Source organism: Priestia abyssalis (genome assembly GCF_002019595.1).
Lineage (GTDB): Bacteria > Bacillota > Bacilli > Bacillales > Bacillaceae_H > Bacillus_BA > Bacillus_BA abyssalis.
Map to the genome: position 1 here is coordinate 2,539,070 of NZ_KV917369.1, position 21,673 is coordinate 2,560,742.

General features: G+C 37.8%; 23 protein-coding genes and 1 pseudogene. 10 read left to right on the plus strand and 14 right to left on the minus strand.

Going from position 1 to position 21,673, the window contains the following annotated elements; all coding sequences use genetic code 11:
* Positions 1–30 precede the first annotated feature (30 nt).
* Complete coding sequence (locus BK575_RS11940) at positions 31–576, minus strand: cupin domain-containing protein (protein ID WP_078410569.1); 546 nt, start codon at positions 574–576, stop codon at positions 31–33.
* A gap of 147 nt (positions 577–723) precedes the next feature.
* Between BK575_RS11940 and BK575_RS11945 the strand changes: the two genes are divergently transcribed.
* Complete coding sequence (locus tag BK575_RS11945; protein WP_078410570.1) at positions 724–1,347, plus strand: LysE family translocator; 624 nt, start codon at positions 724–726, stop codon at positions 1,345–1,347.
* A 147-nt stretch (positions 1,348–1,494) separates the two neighbouring features.
* Positions 1,495–2,019, plus strand: coding sequence for a type 1 glutamine amidotransferase domain-containing protein (locus tag BK575_RS11950; protein ID WP_078410571.1), 525 nt, complete (start codon positions 1,495–1,497; stop codon positions 2,017–2,019).
* A gap of 104 nt (positions 2,020–2,123) precedes the next feature.
* On the opposite strand, the gene BK575_RS11955 is transcribed toward BK575_RS11950, so the two are convergent.
* Complete coding sequence (locus BK575_RS11955) at positions 2,124–2,330, minus strand: DUF5316 family protein (RefSeq protein WP_078410572.1); 207 nt, start codon at positions 2,328–2,330, stop codon at positions 2,124–2,126.
* 204 nt (positions 2,331–2,534) lie between these two features.
* Here BK575_RS11955 and BK575_RS11960 point away from each other — a divergent pair, with 204 nt between their 5' ends.
* The 4 genes from BK575_RS11960 to BK575_RS11975 all read left to right on the plus strand — a co-directional run bounded on the left by BK575_RS11960 (position 2,535) and on the right by BK575_RS11975 (position 7,928).
* Entirely contained in the window at positions 2,535–3,293 is a 759-nt protein-coding gene (locus BK575_RS11960; protein WP_078410573.1) for an exodeoxyribonuclease III, read from the plus strand.
* Between the two features lie 74 nt (positions 3,294–3,367).
* On the plus strand, positions 3,368–3,754 hold the full coding sequence (locus tag BK575_RS11965) for a DUF1284 domain-containing protein (RefSeq protein WP_407984378.1): 387 nt from the start codon (positions 3,368–3,370) through the stop codon (positions 3,752–3,754).
* Positions 3,755–3,803: 49 nt separating this feature from the next.
* Positions 3,804–5,594: an oligoendopeptidase F gene (pepF, locus tag BK575_RS11970; RefSeq protein ID WP_078410575.1), complete on the plus strand. Its 1,791-nt coding sequence runs from the start codon at positions 3,804–3,806 to the stop codon at positions 5,592–5,594.
* A gap of 171 nt (positions 5,595–5,765) precedes the next feature.
* A complete protein-coding gene (locus BK575_RS11975) occupies positions 5,766–7,928 on the plus strand; it encodes an SEC-C metal-binding domain-containing protein (protein WP_078410576.1) in 2,163 nt (720 codons plus the stop codon).
* Positions 7,929–7,994: 66 nt separating this feature from the next.
* Here the strand turns inward: BK575_RS11975 and BK575_RS11980 are convergent, their stop codons facing one another.
* Positions 7,995–8,246, minus strand: a complete 252-nt coding sequence (locus BK575_RS11980; protein ID WP_078410577.1) for a hypothetical protein — start codon at positions 8,244–8,246, stop codon at positions 7,995–7,997.
* Between the two features lie 105 nt (positions 8,247–8,351).
* Positions 8,352–8,756, minus strand: a complete 405-nt coding sequence (locus BK575_RS11985; RefSeq protein ID WP_078410578.1) for a hypothetical protein — start codon at positions 8,754–8,756, stop codon at positions 8,352–8,354.
* A gap of 211 nt (positions 8,757–8,967) precedes the next feature.
* On the opposite strand from BK575_RS11985, the gene BK575_RS11990 reads away from it, so the two are divergent.
* The gene (locus BK575_RS11990) at positions 8,968–9,267 is read left to right on the plus strand and encodes a hypothetical protein (protein WP_078410579.1); all 300 of its coding nucleotides are present in this window, start codon (positions 8,968–8,970) and stop codon (positions 9,265–9,267) included.
* A 130-nt stretch (positions 9,268–9,397) separates the two neighbouring features.
* Here the strand turns inward: BK575_RS11990 and BK575_RS11995 are convergent, their stop codons facing one another.
* The 5 genes from BK575_RS11995 to BK575_RS12015 form a co-directional block, all read right to left on the minus strand.
* A complete protein-coding gene (locus tag BK575_RS11995; protein ID WP_078410580.1) occupies positions 9,398–10,450 on the minus strand; it encodes a hypothetical protein in 1,053 nt (350 codons plus the stop codon).
* 1,011 nt (positions 10,451–11,461) lie between these two features.
* Positions 11,462–11,833, minus strand: coding sequence for an rRNA methyltransferase (locus BK575_RS12000; protein ID WP_078410581.1), 372 nt, complete (start codon positions 11,831–11,833; stop codon positions 11,462–11,464).
* Positions 11,834–11,855: 22 nt separating this feature from the next.
* On the minus strand, positions 11,856–12,638 hold the full coding sequence (locus BK575_RS12005) for an LAGLIDADG family homing endonuclease (RefSeq protein WP_078410582.1): 783 nt from the start codon (positions 12,636–12,638) through the stop codon (positions 11,856–11,858).
* Positions 12,639–13,068: 430 nt separating this feature from the next.
* The gene (psiE, locus tag BK575_RS12010) at positions 13,069–13,533 is read right to left on the minus strand and encodes a phosphate-starvation-inducible protein PsiE (RefSeq protein ID WP_078410583.1); all 465 of its coding nucleotides are present in this window, start codon (positions 13,531–13,533) and stop codon (positions 13,069–13,071) included.
* A 364-nt stretch (positions 13,534–13,897) separates the two neighbouring features.
* Positions 13,898–14,785: a LysR family transcriptional regulator gene (locus BK575_RS12015; protein ID WP_078410584.1), complete on the minus strand. Its 888-nt coding sequence runs from the start codon at positions 14,783–14,785 to the stop codon at positions 13,898–13,900.
* A gap of 90 nt (positions 14,786–14,875) precedes the next feature.
* Between BK575_RS12015 and BK575_RS12020 the strand changes: the two genes are divergently transcribed.
* Positions 14,876–15,652, plus strand: a complete 777-nt coding sequence (locus BK575_RS12020) for a sulfite exporter TauE/SafE family protein (RefSeq protein ID WP_235867372.1) — start codon at positions 14,876–14,878, stop codon at positions 15,650–15,652.
* A 50-nt stretch (positions 15,653–15,702) separates the two neighbouring features.
* On the opposite strand, the gene BK575_RS12025 is transcribed toward BK575_RS12020, so the two are convergent.
* Together BK575_RS12025 and BK575_RS29030 are read right to left on the minus strand one after the other, a co-directional pair.
* The gene (locus tag BK575_RS12025; RefSeq protein WP_078410586.1) at positions 15,703–16,872 is read right to left on the minus strand and encodes an MFS transporter; all 1,170 of its coding nucleotides are present in this window, start codon (positions 16,870–16,872) and stop codon (positions 15,703–15,705) included.
* Positions 16,873–16,957: 85 nt separating this feature from the next.
* A complete protein-coding gene (locus BK575_RS29030) occupies positions 16,958–17,527 on the minus strand; it encodes a cyclophilin-like fold protein (protein WP_078410587.1) in 570 nt (189 codons plus the stop codon).
* A gap of 249 nt (positions 17,528–17,776) precedes the next feature.
* On the opposite strand from BK575_RS29030, the pseudogene BK575_RS29035 reads away from it, so the two are divergent.
* Positions 17,777–17,851: pseudogene (locus tag BK575_RS29035) on the plus strand (TetR/AcrR family transcriptional regulator); the annotation flags it as partial.
* A gap of 41 nt (positions 17,852–17,892) precedes the next feature.
* Here BK575_RS29035 and BK575_RS12035 read toward each other — a convergent pair.
* The 3 genes from BK575_RS12035 to BK575_RS12045 form a co-directional block, all read right to left on the minus strand.
* A complete protein-coding gene (locus BK575_RS12035) occupies positions 17,893–18,585 on the minus strand; it encodes a DUF4405 domain-containing protein (protein ID WP_235867373.1) in 693 nt (230 codons plus the stop codon).
* An 86-nt stretch (positions 18,586–18,671) separates the two neighbouring features.
* Entirely contained in the window at positions 18,672–19,433 is a 762-nt protein-coding gene (locus BK575_RS12040) for a cytochrome P460 family protein (RefSeq protein ID WP_078410588.1), read from the minus strand.
* Positions 19,434–19,748: 315 nt separating this feature from the next.
* On the minus strand, positions 19,749–20,834 hold the full coding sequence (locus tag BK575_RS12045; protein ID WP_078410589.1) for an alpha/beta hydrolase: 1,086 nt from the start codon (positions 20,832–20,834) through the stop codon (positions 19,749–19,751).
* 235 nt (positions 20,835–21,069) lie between these two features.
* Here BK575_RS12045 and BK575_RS12050 point away from each other — a divergent pair, with 235 nt between their 5' ends.
* The gene (locus BK575_RS12050; protein ID WP_078410590.1) at positions 21,070–21,615 is read left to right on the plus strand and encodes a TetR/AcrR family transcriptional regulator; all 546 of its coding nucleotides are present in this window, start codon (positions 21,070–21,072) and stop codon (positions 21,613–21,615) included.
* Positions 21,616–21,673 lie beyond the last annotated feature (58 nt).

The following is a 21,673-nucleotide window of genomic DNA, read 5'->3' on the forward strand; positions in this document are numbered from 1 at the left end:
GTCTGTGTGTTCCTTTTTCTCCCATATGAACTAAAAAGCCGGCGGTGTCACCGCAAATAACACAACGGCTTGCTGATCGAATTCATTTTCCCATTTATGCTTCATATAGGCTGGTATTTTTACACTGTCTCCAGCTTCCAATATAAATTCCTCTTCATTTAGATGGATTTTGATTTTCCCTTCTAAAATAAACGCGACTTCCTCTCCTTTATGTTCCAAAAGCTTCTCGGATGAATGGGTATTCGGAGGGACATTCATGATTGCCGCAGCGAGATTTCCGGTAAAATCAGGCGATAATAACTCATAAGATAAATGATCAATGGTCATTTTTTTACGGCTGCTCGACCGAACCACTAAATCAGCTGTATTCGTTTCTTCCAGCAAAAAGCTGAAGGTGGGAACATCTAGAGCCTTGGCCAGAAGTTTGAGTGTTTGGATGGAAGGATTGGCCAATCCCCGTTCAATTTGACTTAACATCGAAGGTGTAATTTCCACTAATGCCGATAATTCCCTCAAGCTCAATCCCTTTGTTTTCCGATGTTTTTCCACTTTTTTACCGATATCAATATTTTCCATTCCTGATGCTCCTCTATAGTTTTTAAATATTAGTTAAAATAGTTAAATATAATTTGAAAATAAAGAAATTGTGTTAAACTACAATTACATTCATTAAATTATATTTTATCTCATCAGTTGTTACAAGAAAATGGGGAGGGGAAGGAAATGAATGAATTTCTTACGTTTTTCGTACTTTCACTTTTTGTAGTGATGAGTCCAGGGATTGATACGGCTTTAATTACAAAAACGACGATTGCAACGGGGAAAAAGACAGGCTTTCAAATGGCATTAGGCATTTCGACCGGATCTTTAGTTCATACGTTTGCCGCTGCGTTTGGGCTTTCAGCCATTCTATTACAATCAGCTGCTGCATTTGAAATCGTCAAATATGCAGGTGCCGTGTACTTGTTATATCTGGGTGTTTCTTCCCTTTGGGCAAGCAACAAAAAGCAAACGATTGAGGGAGAAAATCTTCCTGAATTAAATAAAAAAGGCTCTCCGTTCAAACAAGGGCTTTTATCAAATGTACTAAATCCGAAGGTCGCGATGTTTTTCCTAACATTCTTACCGCAATTTGTAACCCCTGGTGAAAGCACTACTCAGCAATTGATCATAATGGGAATCGTTTACACTGTTCTCTCCATCACATGGTTTTTTATTTATGTGTATTTCATTAACTATATGCGTGAATGGTTGTTATCTCCAAATGTACAAAAATGGATGGATAAAGCGACAGGTCTTGTGCTTATAGGGTTTGGCCTCAAGCTGGCATTAGAAAAACATCGTTAGCAAAAAAGATGGAGCGGGTGAGCTGACTCCATCTTTTTTGTTTATCGGGTAATCATATTCATATAGTTCTTATCAATTTCTTTTATTTGCATTTCCGTTTTTCATACTTCAGAATAAAGGGGAAAAAGAGGTAAAGGAGGAATAGCATTGAAATTACAAGGTAAAAAGATCATTCAGCTCGTCAGCGATGAGTTTGAAGATTTAGAGCTTTGGTATCCGGTACTGAGGCTAAGAGAGGAAGGCGCTGTTGTCCATATCGCGGGTAACAAAGCAGGGGAGGAATACATAGGAAAATATGGTGTCCCAATTGTTTCGGACGTATCTTTTCACGATATCGATCCAAATGAATATGATGCGATTTTGGTACCAGGCGGATGGTCTCCCGATAAACTAAGACGTTATGAAGACATCTTAACGATGATTCGTACCATGAACGAGCAAGAAAAGCCAATCGGCCAAATTTGTCACGCGGGCTGGGTGCTGATTTCAGCAAAAATCTTAGAAGGAAAAAAAGTCACAAGTACACCGGGGATTAAAGATGACATGATGAATGCTGGTGCTGAGTGGCTGGACGAACCGGTCGTAGTGGACGGACATCTTGTCTCAAGCCGCCGTCCGCCTGATCTGCCAGATTATATGAGGGAGTTCATTAGTGTATTGGCGGGAAAATAAGATAAAAAAACAATTTTAAGTAAGAACAAACCGGATATTTTTATTATTCCTTTATACCACAACCATTCATTGAAATGGTCGTGGTATTTTTTATTAACGTCCTGTTATATAAAGTATATTAACCCGGCAATACACAATGATAATGCTCCTGCCAGACCAGAATACAAGGCGATTTTCGTTCTGAAATTTCGATGTTTGTCTGTTTCTGAATGAAAATTTGCTCTTTGCTGTTGTCCATCTGTCCAAGCTCCAATGAAAATACCTGAAATAAGAATACCGACTATGCCAGTGGTTAGCAACAACTGTAACATCCATCTCATCTCCTTTCCGGCTTCTTAACAATTATACGTTTATATAACTGATTTCGTTTCATCAGTTGGAATAAGACATCTTTAAGTCTGGTAGTTTGTTCTAATTGAGAATCTCTAATCCATTTTTATTGTGCGCATCCTCGCTTTTACGATAAACTTTACAGAGTCGAATAGATCAATGAGCAAGGAGAATCAGATTATTTTATGAAACTTATTTCTTGGAATGTGAATGGCATCAGGGCATGTGTACGAAAAGGATTTTTGGATTATTTCAGCGAAATGGATGCGGACATCTTTTGTATACAGGAAACGAAACTGCAAGAAGGACAAATCGATCTGGACTTAGAAAACTACTATCAGTATTGGAATTATGCGACGAAAAAAGGATATTCGGGAACAGCTGTTTTTACGAAAAGAAAGCCATTGTCGGTGATGTACGGTGTCGGAATGGAAACGGAAGAAGCAGAAGGGCGAATTCTTACATTGGAATTTGAAGAATTTTATTTAGTCAATGTCTACACGCCCAATTCTCAGCGGGATTTGGCGAGGCTTGATTTCAGATTGGCATGGGAAGAGAGAATGTTAGTGCATCTCCAAACGCTGGATAGCATCAAGCCGGTTATTTACTGCGGGGATTTAAACGTTGCCCATATGGAAATCGATTTGAAAAATCCAAAGCCGAATAAAGGAAATTCAGGATTCACTGAAGAAGAACGTGAAAAGATGACACTGCTTTTGCAATCCGGTTTTGTGGATACGTTCCGTTATTTTAACCCGGACAAGGAAGGCGCCTATACGTGGTGGTCGTACATGAATAAAGTGCGTGAGCGAAACATTGGATGGAGAATCGATTATTTTATTGTTTCTGACAGATTGAAAGATTCATTAAAAGATACTCACATCCACTCCCATGTAATGGGGAGCGATCATTGTCCGGTCGTGTTGGAAATCGATTTAAAGTAAACGAAGGGGGATGAAGGGTGAGACGTCGAGTACTGAGAGGCCATCATTTACTGTGTGTCCATGGCTTCAGGGGAATGGGATATAGTCCGGATTTCGTCGAGAAAATGACCGAAATCGTAGAGGAAATACGGGATGAAACACTGGATTATCCCATTCAAGTCGTCGTTGGGCTCGATGAAACATGTTCCTTTTGCCCACATAAAGGAGACGGGGTGTGCAATCAATCCGAACCCCATGTGATTGGGTTGGACACGAATGTGACGCAGCATTTAGGCATCAAGCACGGCGAAATCTATCAAAAGAGCGAGCTTGTGTCGATGGTGGCCCGTCATGTTGATCCAGATGATTTGGATGTCCTTTGCAAAGGATGTTCCTGGCTCCGCTATGGGGTGTGCAAAGAAGGGATTTCGATCTTGAAAGCGCATTATGAGAAAAAGCAACGAGAAGAAAATACTACTTAAGCGGTTCTTCTAATAAACTATCCATATATGCATGAAGGGAGTTTTATAGATGAAAAACTATTCATCAAGAAAAGATGTACCGGCCCACGAAACATGGGATTTAGCTGATATTTATGCCTCAATGGAAGCGTGGGAAGCAGATTATAACAAGATTGTAGAAATGATCGAGCAGTTAAAAATGTTTGATGGAACAATCAAGGATGCCCGCTCATTATGCGACTACTTGCAGATGAAAGAGAGCGCACGGTATAATTACAGCAAATTATACGTGTACGCGCATTTGCAAATGGATTTGGACACGCGCGTTTCCGCTTCTCAAGCCTTGCTCGAGAAAGCGACTAGACTCGGCCAGAACATGAGCAGTGCAAACGCCTTTTTCATGCCTTTTTTATTGAGTCTTGAGGAAACCGTTTTAAAAGCATACATAGAGGAAGTAAAAGAACTCGCTTATTTCGAAGATGATTTATTGGAAGCATATCGATATAAGAAACATGTGTTAAGCAAGGAAAAGGAAGAAGTCCTCTCTAAAATGGGAGAAGCGTTTTCCTCTCCAAAGCAAACATTCGGCATGATTAATAACGCGGATATTCGGTTTGGTGAGATAACCGATGAAAAGGGAGATAAAATCCGTCTGACAAGAGGGATGTATTCGAAATTAATCGAAGATGAAAAGCGCGATAAACGGAAAGAAGCGTATCACGCGTACTATGAACCGTATGTTCAGCTGCAGAATACGATTGCATCTACACTGTCATCGGCGATTAAAAACAATGTGCTGCTGTCAGAAATGAGAGAATATCCATCCGCTTTGGAGCGCTCATTGTTCTCTGATATGATTCCGAAAGAAGTGTATGACAATTTAATTCAATCGACGAAACAAAATATCAAACCGCTTCATGACTACATGACAATCAGAAAAAAACAGCTTGGTGTCGAGGAACTCCGGGCCTATGACTTAAGTGTTCCGTTAGTGAGCGGCATGAGGCAGGAGATTTCTTATGATGACGCATATGACACCATGCTGAAAAGCCTGCAGCCGCTCGGTGAGGAATACGTTGAAACGTTAAAGGGTTTTAAAGAAAAGCGGTACATCGATGTGAGAGAAACACCCGGAAAACGTTCAGGTGCTTATAACTTGGGGCTTTATGGGGTTCATCCTTTCGTATTATTAAACCACCAGGACGATCTTGACAGTTTATTTACGCTGACACACGAAATGGGGCACGCGATGCACAGCTATTATTCAAGCAAACATCAGCCGCAGATTAAAGCCGGTTACTCCATTTTCGTCGCAGAAGTCGCTTCTACCGTCAATGAAATTTTATTGATTCGTTATTTATTGAACAACACGGATGACCCGCAAATGAAAAAACATTTATTGAACCATTTTATCGACCAATTCAAAGGAACGTTCTTTACGCAAGTCATGTTTGCAGAGTTTGAGAAAATCACCCATGAAAAAGCGGAGAATGGAGAAGCATTGAATGCCGAGGCATTCAACCGCATATATGAAAAGCTTTTTAGAGAGTACAATGGAATGGACATCGTATTTGACGATGAAGTGAAATACGGCTGGACGAGAATTCCTCATTTTTACCGTCCTTTTTATGTATATAAATATGCGACAGGCTTTGCTTCAGCCATTCATCTTGCAGATAAGCTGCTTGAAGGGGATCCGGCCGCACAGCAAGCCTATCTAAACTTTTTAAAAAGCGGAAGTTCTGATTATCCGCTTGAATTATTAAAACAAGCGGGTGTCGATTTATCCAAACGAGAGCCGATCGAGCATGCATTATCAATTTTTGCCGGCTTGGTGGATGATTTTTCGAAACAGCTGTAAAGAAGATGCAAAGAGTAGTTTTGCCTTTTCCTGTCTATAATGATAGAAAAGCCGTCTTCTTTTTTTGTAAAGACGGCTTTTTAAATGTTCCAGTAAAAAGAAGGAGAATTTAAGTCTGTCTTCGAAGATACAAACAAAGCAAATAGGGTGACCCGTGAGAGGAGAAAACATATGATTGCAAATCGAAATGATCAATGCCCATGCGGCAGTGGAAAAAAATATAAGAAATGCTGCTTGAAAAAAGAAGGGGTCGTTCAGCTAAATGAAGTGAAAGAAGAACGATTTATTCAGCAGAAGTATAGTCTTGTCGAAAAAATGAGCTATTTTTTTGACAAAAACATCCCTTTCAATGATTTTTGTCAATTACAATCGGAATTTAATCAACGATCATCTAAAAGTATCGTTAACATGTCTGGATCCGGATTTTTTCAATTTTGGCTTCATTTCTTCAAACGATTCGACAATGGTCTTCGAGGGATTGAATGGTTTTATGAGGAAAATAAAGCCCGGTTGTCGCCGCTGGAAAGAACGATGGCCGAAAATTGGACAAAGCTTCGGTTAAAACTCGTACAAGCGATTAAAATCCAAGAGAAAGACGTTCTGTTTGAAGATCTTTTCACAAAAGAACGATTCACGGTTCCATTTTCAAAAGAAAATATAGCTGAATTTCTCCCATGGTACGGGACGCTCGGCTTATTGGAACCATTTGAGAATCATTTCTATTTTAATGGAGTCAGTGTTTTTAAAGGTCCGGAAGAGATTTATTTTGCGGAAGAAAAAATTCGTGAATTTATAAACGAAACCGGTTTAAGCCATGAGGAAGTGCTGATGGATTATTATCCGGAGATTTTAGGGGTACTTCTGGCAAATGAAAACAAACGAAGCGATGAAGAAGAACCATCTAAAATGGTCCATGAATATACGCTGGAGTATAAAGTGAACGACGAAGAAAGATTAACCGATTTTTTATATGATCAAGTGGATATCGTCGTTGACAAGTGGGAAGAGACGGAAAAGATTGTCAGCTGGATTGGAAAATGGCGGGCTTACACGGACAATGAAATGAACGGGAACGTTTATTTAGGGGAAGTTGATGCTAGTGTGTTATTGAAATCTGATCGTTTGAAAGTCACCTGCATAGAGGAAGAAAAGGCAAAACAATGGAAGGAGAAAATAAAAGGAGCGGGAGATGCTGTTTCATATTTGGATGAATTCGTTACATCCATCGAAAGCCCAATTCATGTCAAGATAACCAATACACTGGTTCACCTTGATGAAGACACTCCTCCTTATTTTGCTTTGTATGCTCAAAATGCCGGCCTTCTTGATATTGATGTCCCAATTCCAAGATTTGATCAGTACACGATACGAGAGCTGGCTAAAATGGGAAGAAAAGAAGCAGAAACATGGCTCCGGCAAACCGAATGCAGTTTATACCGACTTGTGATGCAGCAGTTTGGAAAAGTGGACGTAACGGCTGATTTTAACACGATCCGAAAAGAATTAGGTCTTCCTTTATCGCCGTTTGTTACAGGCGGTGAGGGCAGGGTATCGTCTATCGAATCTATTCCGCCGCTGCATACGCGTCCTCCGCGAGTACACAATGAAGATATCCCGTACTACGAGGACCTCGGCTTTACACCTGATACGATCGATCATTTTTACACAAAGGACCTGATTGCCTTTTACAAAGAAAAGACGGCAGGAAAAGGGGAAGGGACGGTCAGAAAGTATCGAAACAGCTTATTTGATTTAAGGGAAATATTGGAGTATGATGCACCAGCGAGTTGGGAAGAGTGCGGTTATGCGTTTTGGGAGCGGCTTTTGACTAAAGATTTCTTTGATTTTAACGGCGTTGTCAGTAAATCGAGACTCAAAGATTTTTTAAGTACGATTAAAGCCTTTACAAAATGGGTCGATCAAAAACAGAAAACAAAGATCGCAAAACATGTCGCCGCAGTCATTCAAGAAACGGAGCAGCAAATCATTCAATCCGTTGAATTTTGGAATGCGTATGTACCTTATACATTGAATTCATCTTATCACCAACCTCTTTTCCAAATGGCTCAAACCATCAAAAAAGCGGTAAAGGGCTATGACGAACTAATTGAGGGATATTTTCAAATTATAAAACTCAACAATCAAAGCATTCGTGTCGTCTCCCTTGGAGCTTCACAAAATCAGCAATATACCATTTCTTTATCAGCAAAAGAAATGAATGTGGTTGAAGAAGGAATGATTCTATGCGGAGAAATAGGAAAAAGCAACATCAATATGTTTGAGTTGGTACATCTAGACGGTGTCTACCCGCAACAAGCGATTGCGTATCTATAATTGCCGCAATAACAAATGGGACATGAACGTTGTTGTTCATGTCCCATTTGTTATGTATATCATCCTTTATCTTACGATGGCTCTTGCATGCTGCTTGGCCACAGAAATTTCATAATAGTATTCTTCATATTCATAAATGCGGTCAATGATAATCAAAACATCGTCAAATGATTTAGAATGATTGACCGTATCATTTTTCTTCATGAATTCGATCATCGTTTGAATTTCTGCATTTATTTTCGAATTCAGTTCTTCTTCCGTCACTCTCTTGTCTCTCGTGCAATCATGAAAATCTGCAGGATATTTTGGGATAGTCATGTCTCGATTCCTCCGCTATTTGAAATACTTTTATGCTTTTGATTATTTCGATTTTATCATAAAACGTTTCATAACATAATACCAAGTTCAACTTTATGATGATGATTAATGCTCGGTTGGTTTCTTTTCGAGCAGCTGTGCTACTTTGCCGTCTACATATTGTTTCAAAAGGAGCCAATTAACAAGTTCTGATATTTCCATTTCATTCGTGTCCGGATTGTATGGCAAAAGCTCCTCCGGCAACAAATCGTACCATCCTTCAGCACCCAATTGTTCCGCTGTACTTAAGAGGAGTTGATCCATCAACATTTCAAAAACGCTTAAATCGCCTTCGCACGCATCATCGACGTCCATACAGCTTATTAACAGCTTAAGAGCATTCAACTTTAATTCGGTTTCGTTGCTGGCAAATCCCTTCATGCCAACACTTATTAACTCTTGTGAGTGATGGTTATTAAAAGAATGCTGCACAATTTTTCTCTCTAATGGTTCCGGTTTTTGTTTTTTCACGATTGATTTTTCTCCTTAAAATCGTTTTTCAACTTCATTATCCTAATCCTTATTCTTTTCTCTATTTGTGCTAATTTTCCTGCAGTGTCTTATGCTGTGCCTTTTAATATGATTAACGTTTTAGTCATTTTCCGACCTTTCGCTTTTTGACAATTCATCTGTTTTCAGACTTGATCTTTTATATGGTACGATAGGGGAAAGAGGTGAGAATATGGCTTTTGGTATTAAACGAGAAGAACTGCAGTTATGGAAAGATAAAGTAAGGAGCGGAAAGATTGCTTTTATCACGCATTATTGGATCGATGAACGCTTCCCTGGTATGAAGACCGTCACGAAAGTAGGATGCGCCGATATTGAGCGGTTAATCAAATGGGGAGAGAAGTATGGCATTCCTTCACGCTATATTGACAACCGTTCACAATATCCTCATTTTGACTTATTAGGAAAACGGCAAGTGGAAATATTAGCAGCCGAGAATTTATTAGAGCAGCTTAAACGGTTTGAAAAATGACAGCTAATAAAAAAGCACCTTATATAGAGGTGCTTTAGAAACTAATATACATAGAAGTCCTTCTTTCCATAAAAAAAGATAATAACAAACTATAAGACTAACAAAATCCTGCCTCATAGAAAAGAGTTTGTTAGTTTAGCTCATCCAGCGCGAATGGGCCGTCCACTTCGTCATCCTGCACCTTTACGTAGAAAGCCTCTGTTTGAAAGCCGAGCGATGTCGTTAAGTCCAAAACATCGACATTTACTTTCATATATCCGTCAGAAGGGAGGGAAACGCTGTCTAATGAAAAGGTAATTTCATTTCCGTCGTAAGCGGATGAAATGGCGGTGATTTCATGGTATCCGTCCTCTGTATAAGAGTCACCTTCTTGTTCATATAAAGACAGATTTAAACGATAGGCGACATCTTCTTTCTCTGTTATGGAAAAGGAGAGCGCATCCATTGTTAACGAGTGAAGCTTTGGCGTTTTGAGTAAGCGGTTTTTGTCGATTTTCAAGCCTGTCGCTTTCTCTAGATATCGATGCAGTTCCTTATTATCCAATGCATTTTGTATCTTCTGATTTTCGTGTTCCGTTCTTCTATAAAAAGCCTCGTTACTATAAACATCTTCCACGTCTGTGGGTTCGGTAGCGCTGTACAACAGCACATAATCATCTGCCATGATTTCTTGCGGAAACCATTGATGATGCTTCCCTGAATAGTTCCAAAATGCATCCCAGCGAACTGGTTCATTTTCCAGACCTCGCACATCAGCCCATTTCGAAAAAGGGAAATGGTGTGATTTCACATGATAATACGCGAAATGATGCCCGTATTCATGAGAGAGGGTTTCCCTGTATGACGCTGGCTCTGTATACGTATCGCCATTATATAAGGTAATCGTATTGGTGAGCGCATGAAAGTGAGCTTTAACGCCAGCATTCGCATGCGAACCGCCTTTGACTTGCACTTCCTGCAGCAAATAAATCTCGCTGCCATGCTTGTTTTTCAGTAATTCCTCATAAAGCCCTTTTAATTTTTCCTCATCCCATGTTTCCGTATAGCTTAAAAACGAAATGCCTTCAGGCGATGTATATTTAGCATAATAGTTAGAATCATAAGCGGGAGAATCCAAACTTGATAGAATAGGCAAAAATACCAAAAGACAAATCACAACGTACATTTTTGTTAATTTCCCCATGATGATCACATCCTCTTCATCATTTTATCATGGAGACTATGAAATAAAGCTTGTTTCATTTTTCCAGAAGCGGGTGGGAGAAATGTAGATTAAAAGAATCAACAGAAAGAAGGGAAGGAGACAATATTTAACGGAGTGAATATTGAAGGGTTAACAAGTGTATCAAGTTAGGAAGCGGAAAAACAAATCACTGGTGCATAAACAAGTAGGAGCGCAGGGCTAGTACCTGTTTCATTTTACTTTTAACCTTGTAAAGGATTGATCCAAAATTCCAAATGTGAATATTTATACTTTAAAATTAATTTTGTTGCAAAATATACGAGGTTTATATTTCTTATTTTGGATATATATTCAGTTATTTCCATTTAAAACCATACATATAGGTAAGTGATGGAGAAGAAATGGAAGGAGAAGTAATCCTTATTTTAGCGCATTATGAGTTATAGCATGAAAATAGCAAGCTTAAAACATGTTTAACATGCAACATCAAATTTTGGACTGTAAATTAAATGAAATGGTATCAGATAAAAAATAAGGTGTTCAAATAGAAAAACGATAAGGGAAGAGAAAAATATGATTTAAAAAAGGTTTCAAGAAAACCAGCAAAAAAGAATATCTCCATATTATGTAAACTAAAATAAAAAAGAAGTACCACGGTCATACATACATACAGCCTATATTTAAGTCAATTTATGTGTTCAACTTAAACATAAGCAAATATTTCATTTAAATTTAATTTGGATCAATTCAAATGAATTTTATATAGTTAATCAGATTTGTTGATTTCTTTAGATGATCGTTAATGCTGTGATAATTCAAGAACTCCTTAAATTAATACGAAATATGGCATGCAGCAAATAGATTTACGTTAGCTCTAATTTTTCTCTGATATCTCATTTTTTAAAGTATACTTATATTTTGAGATGGAATGAATCTCACTTCATTTATATTCCTATAATATATATTATGTTCGGGGCGTTGTTTTGAATAAAAAAATATGCACTCTCCTTTCTACTCTATTCGGTGCTTATAGCTTTTATTTTTAATGTTTTTAAAATCAATAAAATCAACACTGTATTCTAACACATCATTAATAAATAAATGATGATTCTTTGCAAACTCTTTAACATTTTCTAATAGTTGTTCATCATAGGTTGTTTTAAATTGAACACGATCTTTAGGTCTTAGTTTTTTATTGAAAGTAATGACTCCTTGAGACAATACTGTTTGCAATCCACTTTCAATTAAGTAGTTGGGATACGTATCATATTCAGCCGCTAAAACATTTAATTTGTCAATTATGGATTGACTAATATTGGTTCTAAACTTAACTCTAGAAGGATCGGTCATTTGAATTAATCCTGCACCAGTTTTTTTAAACATATTCGATTTCTCCTCTGTATTACTAATCTGTTGCGCGCTGTCTCATATACTCTTTCTTATAAGAATCATATGAGACAGCAATGCCATTATATAGTATGTTTGCCAATTTTGGAAGGTCATCTTTCCCTTTAACCCAAACCCGGTATATAGAATTTCCTGCTTGGCTTATCTCAGTCGTTATCTCAGCACGCAAGTTCCACCTATGAAAAACAGATAGAAGTCCTTCCGCAAACTGTAAACTTCCAGTTGTTATATTCATAACATACCCTGTTTTTTGAACCCAGCCATCACCATCAATTACCCCTCTTACAAATGACGGTAAAAACTCTTCCGGCACATCTGGGAACGGAACCGTTAATGACTTATTCGCATGTACGCCTAAATTACTAAGATCCTTTTTTATTTCTTTTGAATTAATAATTAAAGTTGGTGTGGATCTTGTTTTATAGGCTCGTGATACTACATAATCTGCTTCCATGTAGTTTGCAACCAAGCGAAGAACTGTTTCATCCTTTTGAGAAAAGGTAATACTATGGTTTTGATTGTGAACACATCCGTCTGTTATAAATAAACCTAATACCCACGCCATTTCATATGTCCAGACCTTAAAGAAGTCTTCATTCACTTTATGTTTTCGCGGACGCCCCGAAGATTTTTCTCTATTCATTTTCACTCCGTGTTTATGCACAACATCACGAATAGCCCGACCAGAAAGGCCAATAATCGGTACCATCTCTTTAAATGGCATCCCGCTTTTGTACAACTTAATAATGATTTCATCTGTTATACCTGCTTTTCTTGGCATTCTACGTCGCTCCTTTTTTATTCCATAAATTACCTACATCTCCTAAATTATACAAACATACGTTCTTGAGTGCAATATTAAATGAATAATTAAGTCCCTATATTCCATTATGTATCTCCAACTCTTTATTTATATTTTTTTATGAACAATTTACTAATTAACTTTTCTTATCCTGCCTGCCCTGTTTGAAGAAAAGTAACATTAACTTTTAACAGATTCACAAAAATCCATCATCCCCCGCTTAGGCTTATAAGCATTGAAGCAAGGAATGATGGATAAGTGAACATATTTCGCTATAAACCTTCTCGTCCAAAGAATGGCTGTCAAAATAATTAACAAACTAGCATCGTTGCTAAAAAAGTTCATTCAATTTTTCTTACACAGTCAAATTCGCCATCTCGTCCTTTCCCTGATCAATGATCAAAGTCAGCTAATTATGATTGGGAGATTTTCTGGAAGGTGTTTTGTTAATAATATAGTAGCTCAAAATTAATATGAGGATAACGAAAGCATGTAATAATGTATTAAACGGGTTGTCGTGATCAACAATAATTATGCGGATCATGGCTGTAATGCCAATGTAGAGAAAGTATCTCATCGGAAAATGGTAGTTCTCTCGGAAATACTTTACAATCATGGAGATAAATTCGAAATAGAGGAAAAAGACAAGGATCTGTTCGAGGAAATGTTGAAAATCGGTTGCTTTAGATGTGATAATGAATGTTGCAAAATGAAAAACTTCTTTCGTCATTAAAATACATAAAACCATCGCGAGTATGACTAATGATGTATTTAAGATAAATTGTAATATTGATGGGAAAGCTATACGAAAAGCCGGAAGTTTACTAAATTCAAAAATCGCTTTTTGTGAGGTGATCTTCCACGTATCTCTCATTCATTAGTACCCCCTTTATCTTCGCATATAATAATCTTACACTATTTATTGCATCAGTCCTTTGCAAAAATGTTTTTTAATACTTTTATGCTAACATCCTAAACAGAGGTTTAGTTAAAAAATGGAACATCTTCTGACACACAAAATAAAAAGATGTAAGAAAGCATCCCATAAATATCACCCATCTATAACTGCGTTCTTGTTTGTTCATCTTTAAGCGCCCTTTCTCGTTTTATATTTCGTAAATAAAAAGACCCTGATTCTTATTGGTAAACCAGCCAGGCTGTACGTTCTTTATTTATAGCAAGAAATGGACTGTACTTAAGGAGAAGGATCGACTAACAGCAAAAATCGAGCCAGAGCGTTAAGTCTCTGACTTGATTAAATTCTTTCTCAAATAGTGAATGAACGGATGCTCGCTCTCATCCACTTTCCTCGTACAAATAAACAAACTTTGATTGATTTCTGCCTGCTCCACAAAGACTCGAGCAAGCTTTCCTTGTGCTAATCTTTCCTTTACGCTGCAGGCTGGTGCGAGTGTCATTCCGTAACCTGCCTCAACAACCTTTATTGATTCAAGTACGCCTTGCATTTGTAAGCCGAATTTCGGTAACGGACAATTATGGGTATAAAAAATTGCCTCTAACAAATCAAGCGTTGAACTGCCTCGTTCCCTGTAAATAAAATCATGCTCACTTAAATCAAAAATCGACATCTCTTTATTCGCTAAAGGATGCGTTGGATGCACAACAAACCAAAATGGGATATCGAGTATTTTCTCGAAGTGTAAATCTTCATGACCGATGTTACTTTGCACAACAAAGCCAAAATCAACTTCATAATTAAGGACGCGATGTTCAACAGACTGCACATTCCCTAAAGACACATATACATCGACATCTGGATTTTCTAGTTTATAACCAGCAATTATTGGCGGTAAGATATAATTCGTTGAAATATAGGACGAAGCAATTTGTACTCTCTCCTTTTTTTCTAAAAATGTTTTGAGTTTTTCATCAATCTGTTCTTCTAAATGAAACAAACGTAATCCTTGCTGATAAAGAAATTCACCTTCAGATGTGAGTTGAATCCCTCTTCCTTTACCTGTAATTAATTTGACCCCTATCTCCCGCTCTAGTTTACGAATCTGAGCTGTGACAGCGGGCTGACTAATATGTAGTAAATTTGCCGCTTCGGTTATACTTCCTAATTTTGCAACATTCGTAAAAATACGTAACGTGTGTAAATTCATTTCTTCACCCAACTCATAACTTTATCTTATGAATAAACAAAAAATATATATTTGTTTTATGAATAGTATAGCAGTAATTTAAGTGTAGGGGTGATTTGTTTGGAAAACTTGCTATTGGCATGGCTATCAATCGATGGACTTTTATTATTTGCTATTGGCGTGCTTGCTGCTATTATTGGTGGCATGTTTGGAGCTGCAGGATTCGTATTACTACCTGCCCTGCTGCTAGTTGGCATACCGATTCATGCGACGGTTGCAGTCAATAAATTTGCGACAGGCGTATCTTCATTATCGACGGTCCTTGTACTTGCTGTAAAAAAGAAAGTACAACTCAAACAAATGCTCCCACTCATGTTCGTCGCTGGACTTGGCGGAATAAGCGGTGCATTTTTCGCAACAAGATTGTCGGAACAGACGATGAATATCGTTGCTTGTATCGTGTTAATTTCCATGTTTTTCATTGTTTTAAAAAGTAATAAAACTGGGCTAGTTAGTGAACAACAAGACACTGAACAACCAACTACTTTGTTAGCTCCATTTTTTATCGGGATATATGATGGTGGGTTTGGGCCAGGATCAGCTCTTTTAAACATTACATACTTTTTGAAAAAACAATTTATCTATTTAAAAGCTGCTGAAATGACCCGCTTTGTGATGTTTGCAAGTTGTATGAGTGCGTTTTTATTTTATTTCTTCTATGGTATTGTAGATTGGGGCATTGCCATTCCGGTAACAGTTGGTTCAATCGTCGGCTCACATATCGGACTAAAAATCGTCCCTTATTTAAAAGGAAAATGGATTCAGCTTTTGCTTCCAATTATCTCTTTATTATTAATTGTTCAAGTTATCGCTGACTTGCTATTTTAGTGATTTTATAAAGATGGTTTGCTTTGTTCTCGGAGCGTTGAATTTATTCCTTATCTAGAAAGTTGTTGTGCAGGAGTAAACATGTAGTTTCTAAGTAAAATAGTTACCAAACTTAGGATCAATGATAGGATTCCCACCAATACGACGTATTGTGTACCCATTTCTGATATAAATAACCCGCCTACAGCTGCACCCAATGTTGTTCCTACGTTACAGGCCGATATAAATAAGCCATTGGCGAAATCAGGCGCTTCGGGAGCTGAAGACGCAAGCCAATATTGGTTAATATTACCTCCTACTCCACCTAAGACTCCCCAAATGAAAGTAATGAACGCCATAGGTAAGGTAAACTGCCCAAATAAGAATAATAGGATGTAAACCACTCCTAATACAAAAGGAAAAGATGCCACAAATTTATTCGCATTTTTAGTTAGTAGTTTCCCTGCCACAATATTTCCAATAATATTGGCTCCGCCGTATACAAATAATATTAAGCTAATTGTGTTTGAAGACATATTCGTAACAGTTTTCAGATAATCAGCAAGATAGCTATAAACCCCAAATATGGCTGAGTTTAATAAAATGACCGTCACGATGGAAAGCCATATAATAGATTTTTTTAATACGGAAAATTGTGTACCATAAGAAAGTCTTTCTTCAACAGGCATAGATGGCACGAAAATCAAGGTAGCAATGAATGCAATAGCATTAACAATAGCAAAGAATATCATTGCCATTTGTAAAGAAGTTACATTTGCAATAAAACTTGCGATTGGTACGCCGACTACCATACCAGCAGATACTCCTATAAATACTTTAGAAACAGCTTTTGGAGCTTCTTCTTTACTTACTGAGGCAGCAGCTACTGTAAATGCCAAAGAACAGTAAATTGGATGAAAAAAGGCTGGAATGATACGAGCAATTAATAGAATGGTAAAGTTAGATGTAATTATGGATACGATGTTCCCCAAAACGAAAACACCTAATACAAGTAACATGACCTTTTTCCGATCTATACCGGAAAACAGTAATGGCATTGTTGGACTGGATACAGCAACAACAAAGGCAAAAACACTTACCAGCAATCCCGCTTTTGATATACTGACATGAAAGTGATCAGCAATGGCAGGCAATATCCCGATAACCCCCATTTCGGTATTTAAGATACCGAAGACTCCTATGGTTAATATAAATATAAGCAAGTTATTTCGTTTAGTCATAAAATAGATTCCCTTCTTTCAGGAAAGTGTCATTTTCTGGTTGCGTAAAGGTGAGTTATTTAAGGAGCTATCTTACCTTTATCAATTAGTCAACTTTTTCAATTGTAACTGTAAAATCGCCGTTAACATTTTCAAGCTTTTCTATGCCAGATTCAATTTTCCCGAGTTTAATAAGCCCATTTGAATATCGAAAATCCTTATAAAATATAGCTAAATTCCCCCAAGGAGCGTAATAAGTGAGGTCTCCAATTGAAGGGTCGCTGCCTGATGGTGCCTCTTCAGTAGATAATTTATTTGATGGATAACTAATTTTTTCCGTTCCTGCATAATCTTCAAATGTTAATGTAAGTGGGAGTAATGATAAAACATCCTTACTTGTTGGATTATCATACATGTTGACAATGACTTCTTCGTTGTTAAATGTTAATTTTATTCTTATACCTCCCATAGCATCTGACCCTTCATGATCGAGTGTAGAATCTTGGCTATCCCTGTTGTTTGATTCATCAGCGGTCACCCCTTGTTTGCTGCTTTGATGAATAGTCAAATTTTCTTCGTTGCTTGTGTTTTCTTCATTGGTCCTGCTATTGCAAGCTGTTAAAAACATGGAAGATACTGTAAGTGATAATAATATCCGTTGAACGGTCTTCTTCATTAAAATCCCCCTATTGTATTTGCATATAAGTTACATATACAAAGATAACCATGAACTTACTATTAGTAAAAAATGCCTCAAAACGATGAGGCATTTTAAGAAAATCATCATTAATTGATTAATCAACATCTGTTTATAATTATAAATAGAAACACGATGCTCACAATGGTTAAATAAACACGATTTGTTGATTATTGAACAAACCAATTAAAATTGTTGATTATCTTTAGGGAAGTCGGGTTACCTAAAATGTCGAAAATAGATAGAAGAATACCTAAAAGCCAAGAAGCTATTAAAAAGGCTCTTATTGAACTGATGTCTGAAAACCCAATCCAAAATCCATTTGATATCGTTCACTTTTAAAGTTATTTCAGTTTTTTTTGAACTACTTTTTTCTCCTGCCTCTGAATAAATTTCAAAGTATAATGTGTCCCAGCAATATAGATTCCCATGATGGATAGGTGGTCAATTAAAAACCTTATAGTGGAATCATCATTGAACCAACCAAATGGGTTGTAAATAAATAGCTTAGAACCCATTTCTCCCTCGAAGGAAGCATGCACCCCGTAGGCAACGATTAATATCGCCAAAATACGCAACGCAATGGTGCGAATACGGCTAGTACCGGTGATTCCTGTCATCCTCCGTACTGAATTGATAATCATTCCCCATGATAATCCGATATGGACTGCCATGATGATAAATCCCCAATAGGCAGTCTGAACATGTATTTGCCGTAGCATCATGTCGTTATTTATAGGAATAAAGGGAAATAAATCACTGGATATTAATATTCCACATATCATCATCACAACCATGGCTACTAGAAAAAGCAGATTGAGTCCGATTTGCAGAATACGCTGAAAATTATGCTTTCCCTTTAAAATCACTTTATACCAACGCCGATTTAAAAAATTATGGACGATAAATAATACAAGCACCACAACTCCAACGACTTCATGGATCATATTTCCGGTAATATAGTAAGCCATTGCTATCAACATGAGAACGGTCATAACAAGGTCATTAACAAGCCAGAATAACATTTTACGATTCAACGTATTTTCCTCTTTCTATTTAATTTATCATTGGATTATGTTCCAATAGTGAACCTGTAAACTATCTTTTAATGGGAACACACCCATTAGCTTTTAAATTTCTGTAAATACATATTCAAAAGAACCTCCTCAATTATTTTCGTTTTTTCCTCCCCGTCTATTAAACTACTTACTCCTTTGTTTGCATCCTTAGAATCAATCATATGGGCAGATATCTCACTTACCTTCCAGTCCTCTGTATGAATAGCAGCAATTGGGTTTTCTGTACTGCTGTTTTTTGATTGTGAAATCTCTCCCAAATTAAACTCTTGCATTTGATCTAACGAATTCATATATTGATCCCTTTCCTGATTTGCGTGGCAGGTATAGCATCGTCCAATAGCTCGTCCACCAATACCATCTTCCATCACTTCTCTGTCAGGAGTAAATGCCTGAAATTCCCATTCCCCAGTACGCTCCTCAGGCGAGTACTGGGAACCCCAGCCGGTACGCTTTTCCATCACTAAATAATGCTCAAGCTCTCCATCTCGAAATCCTTCGAGAGTGATAACGGTGCCGCTCGGAAGCTCCTCTCTGTTCTGCACTGCTTCAATTGCTTCCCTACTATTTACATAAATGTTTTCATGAATATCTCCTCGATCGTAAGTGGCAAACACAATTCCCTCTTCAAGGTCTTCAGGGAATTTAACAAGGTTAGCTCCAGATCCAATCTCAGCGTATTCCCCGGATTTAGCCCCAGAGGAATTCTCTTCTTGTTGAGAAATGTTCATTGTACTAGTATCGTTGTTGCAAGCAGTAAGGGTGAGGGCTAGCAGCAACGCAAATGAATGAAATAATCGTTTTTTCATACCGTTTTCCTCCTCTAAATTTCGTTTTATTATAAATTCATCTTGACTTGGCTTCTAATCCAAGTTGAATATCGTTATCTTTAAATGATAAGGGAATTACTTTCATACTGATTTCTTCTCTATTCGTTATATCTGCCAAGCATAGAAAACTCCAATATATGGTGACGATTAACAACACCCTTCAAATCTACATAACGTATGGAATTCTATTCAGACAAAAAATGTGAATCCCGACAAGATATGCAGGATTCACACAGCGATTTCACTCAAAGTACCATTGGCACGCAAAGCATTCTAAGATCTTCAACATAAGCATTATTTTTTCTTCAGATTTTCTTTGAAGAAGGACTCAAGCTTGTCAAAAGGGATTAAATTCACCCGGTCGTACAGATCCACATGACCTGCGCCCGGAACAATGTAGAGTTCCTTCTGTTCGCCTGCTAGCTTGTAGGCGTCTTCGCTGAACTCTCTGGAATGAGCGTCCTCACCCGTGATGAAAAGCATTGGACGAGGAGAAATCGTCTCTATGTCTTCGAACGGGTAGAAATTCATGAACTTGACGTTACTGGTCAGCGTCGGGTGTGTCGTGAGTTCAGGTGACGAGCCCTTGGGAGTGAATTCGCCCCTTGGAGTGCGGTAGAAGTCATAAAACTCACGCTCAATCGCGGTAGAGTTTTCATTTAGCTCATGCACTGTCCCGCTGGTGTATTTGGTTTCACCACCCGTGAACTCCACATAGCGTTGCTCCGCTGCCTCTTCGAGAATCTTCTTTCTCTGCTCTAGTGTCAGGGAATGTTTAAGCCCATTACGGTTAGCGGCACCCATGTCGTACATACTGACTGTCGCAATGGCTTTCATGCGCGGGTCGATCTTGGCTGCGCTGATGGCAAAGCTCCCGCTTCCACAAATCCCGAGAACGCCAATCCGATCCCTGTCAACAAACGACCGGGTGCCCAGGAAATCCACCGCAGCACTGAAATCCTCGGCATAGATATCCGGTGAAACAGCATTGCGAGGCTGACCCTCACTCTCTCCCCAGAAAGACAAATCCAAGGACAAAGTAACAAATCCCCGTTCAGCCATTTTCTGGGCATACAGATTTGAACTTTGTTCTTTTACTGCGCCCATAGGATGCCCGACAATGATCGCGGGATTTTTGGTGTTCTTCTTCAAACCCTTGGGAATAAAAAGATTCCCTGCAACTTTCATGTTGTATTGATTTTTAAACTCAACCTTCTTCATGGTTACCTTGTTGCTCTTGTAAAAATTGTCTGCTCCATTGGACATGTCCGGCGTGTATGCAGCGCCAACGCTGGTCTTGGCTGCAACGATGGTCGCAGATAAAAGCAAGCCTAATGCTATCACTGTGAGTACACGCGTGATAATAGATTTTTTTTTCATTTTAAAATAACACCCTTTCTTATGTTTGTTTTGAAAATAATTTTTTTGCAACTATCATGGTGCACATTGACTTCGTTCAAAAAAGAAAAGCATCATTGATTGATTAATCAACATCTGTTTATAATTATAAATAGAAATACGATGCTCTCAATGGTTAAATGAACGCAATTCGTTGATTACTCAACAAATCAATAAAAATTGTTGAATATCTTTAGGAAAGTCTGGTGACCACATAATGCGGAAAGTAGATAGAAGAATAACCAAAAGCCAGGAAGCCATTAAAAAGGCTCTGATCGAACTGATGTCTGAAAAAAGTTTTGATAATATTACCATTCAGGATATTTCTGATAGAGCAAATGTGAACCGGGGAACCATTTATCTTCATTACTTAGATAAATTTGATCTATTAGATAAGATCATGGAAGAACATATAAACAATATGGGGAATTTTTGCGAGTCGGCAACTGAAATGGATTTTATAGAATCGACTGTACACTGTATGGAATACTTTGAGAGTAATTATTTATTCTTTTCGACGATGTTAGCGAGTGAAGGAGCTCCATATTTTCGTAATCAGTTCCTTAAGTTTAATATCGAAGAGTTCAAGAAAGATGTGGACATAACAAAAGGAAAAAATTTCGGTCAAAATGAAGAGGTAATTGTTCAATTTGTGGCAAATGCTTACGTAGGGGTAGTGGAATGGTGGTTAAAGAATGGAATGCCTTATCCACCTCGTGTCATGGCAGAAAAAGTGGGGGATTTGTTAGAGAGAATTGTATAATCATTTCTGAATCGCTTAAAAAGGCTAGGTAGTGGACATACCTAGCCTTTTCAAGAAT

What these genes read in the sequence shown, in the direction of transcription:
- BK575_RS11940 (WP_078410569.1), bottom strand. Translation starts at nt 576, where the DNA reads ATGGAAAATATTGATATCGGTAAAAAAGTGGAAAAACATCGGAAAACA.
- BK575_RS11945 (WP_078410570.1), top strand. Translation starts at nt 724, where the DNA reads ATGAATGAATTTCTTACGTTTTTCGTACTTTCACTTTTTGTAGTGATG.
- BK575_RS11955 (WP_078410572.1), bottom strand. Translation starts at nt 2,330, where the DNA reads ATGTTACAGTTGTTGCTAACCACTGGCATAGTCGGTATTCTTATTTCA.
- BK575_RS11960 (WP_078410573.1), top strand. Translation starts at nt 2,535, where the DNA reads ATGAAACTTATTTCTTGGAATGTGAATGGCATCAGGGCATGTGTACGA.
- BK575_RS11965 (WP_407984378.1), top strand. Translation starts at nt 3,368, where the DNA reads ATGGGATATAGTCCGGATTTCGTCGAGAAAATGACCGAAATCGTAGAG.
- pepF (WP_078410575.1), top strand. Translation starts at nt 3,804, where the DNA reads ATGAAAAACTATTCATCAAGAAAAGATGTACCGGCCCACGAAACATGG.
- BK575_RS11975 (WP_078410576.1), top strand. Translation starts at nt 5,766, where the DNA reads ATGATTGCAAATCGAAATGATCAATGCCCATGCGGCAGTGGAAAAAAA.
- BK575_RS11980 (WP_078410577.1), bottom strand. Translation starts at nt 8,246, where the DNA reads ATGACTATCCCAAAATATCCTGCAGATTTTCATGATTGCACGAGAGAC.
- BK575_RS11990 (WP_078410579.1), top strand. Translation starts at nt 8,968, where the DNA reads ATGGCTTTTGGTATTAAACGAGAAGAACTGCAGTTATGGAAAGATAAA.
- BK575_RS11995 (WP_078410580.1), bottom strand. Translation starts at nt 10,450, where the DNA reads ATGGGGAAATTAACAAAAATGTACGTTGTGATTTGTCTTTTGGTATTT.
- BK575_RS12000 (WP_078410581.1), bottom strand. Translation starts at nt 11,833, where the DNA reads ATGTTTAAAAAAACTGGTGCAGGATTAATTCAAATGACCGATCCTTCT.
- BK575_RS12005 (WP_078410582.1), bottom strand. Translation starts at nt 12,638, where the DNA reads ATGCCAAGAAAAGCAGGTATAACAGATGAAATCATTATTAAGTTGTAC.
- psiE (WP_078410583.1), bottom strand. Translation starts at nt 13,533, where the DNA reads ATGAGAGATACGTGGAAGATCACCTCACAAAAAGCGATTTTTGAATTT.
- BK575_RS12015 (WP_078410584.1), bottom strand. Translation starts at nt 14,785, where the DNA reads ATGAATTTACACACGTTACGTATTTTTACGAATGTTGCAAAATTAGGA.
- BK575_RS12025 (WP_078410586.1), bottom strand. Translation starts at nt 16,872, where the DNA reads ATGACTAAACGAAATAACTTGCTTATATTTATATTAACCATAGGAGTC.
- BK575_RS29030 (WP_078410587.1), bottom strand. Translation starts at nt 17,527, where the DNA reads ATGAAGAAGACCGTTCAACGGATATTATTATCACTTACAGTATCTTCC.
- BK575_RS12040 (WP_078410588.1), bottom strand. Translation starts at nt 19,433, where the DNA reads ATGAAAAAACGATTATTTCATTCATTTGCGTTGCTGCTAGCCCTCACC.
- BK575_RS12045 (WP_078410589.1), bottom strand. Translation starts at nt 20,834, where the DNA reads ATGAAAAAAAAATCTATTATCACGCGTGTACTCACAGTGATAGCATTA.
- BK575_RS12050 (WP_078410590.1), top strand. Translation starts at nt 21,070, where the DNA reads ATGCGGAAAGTAGATAGAAGAATAACCAAAAGCCAGGAAGCCATTAAA.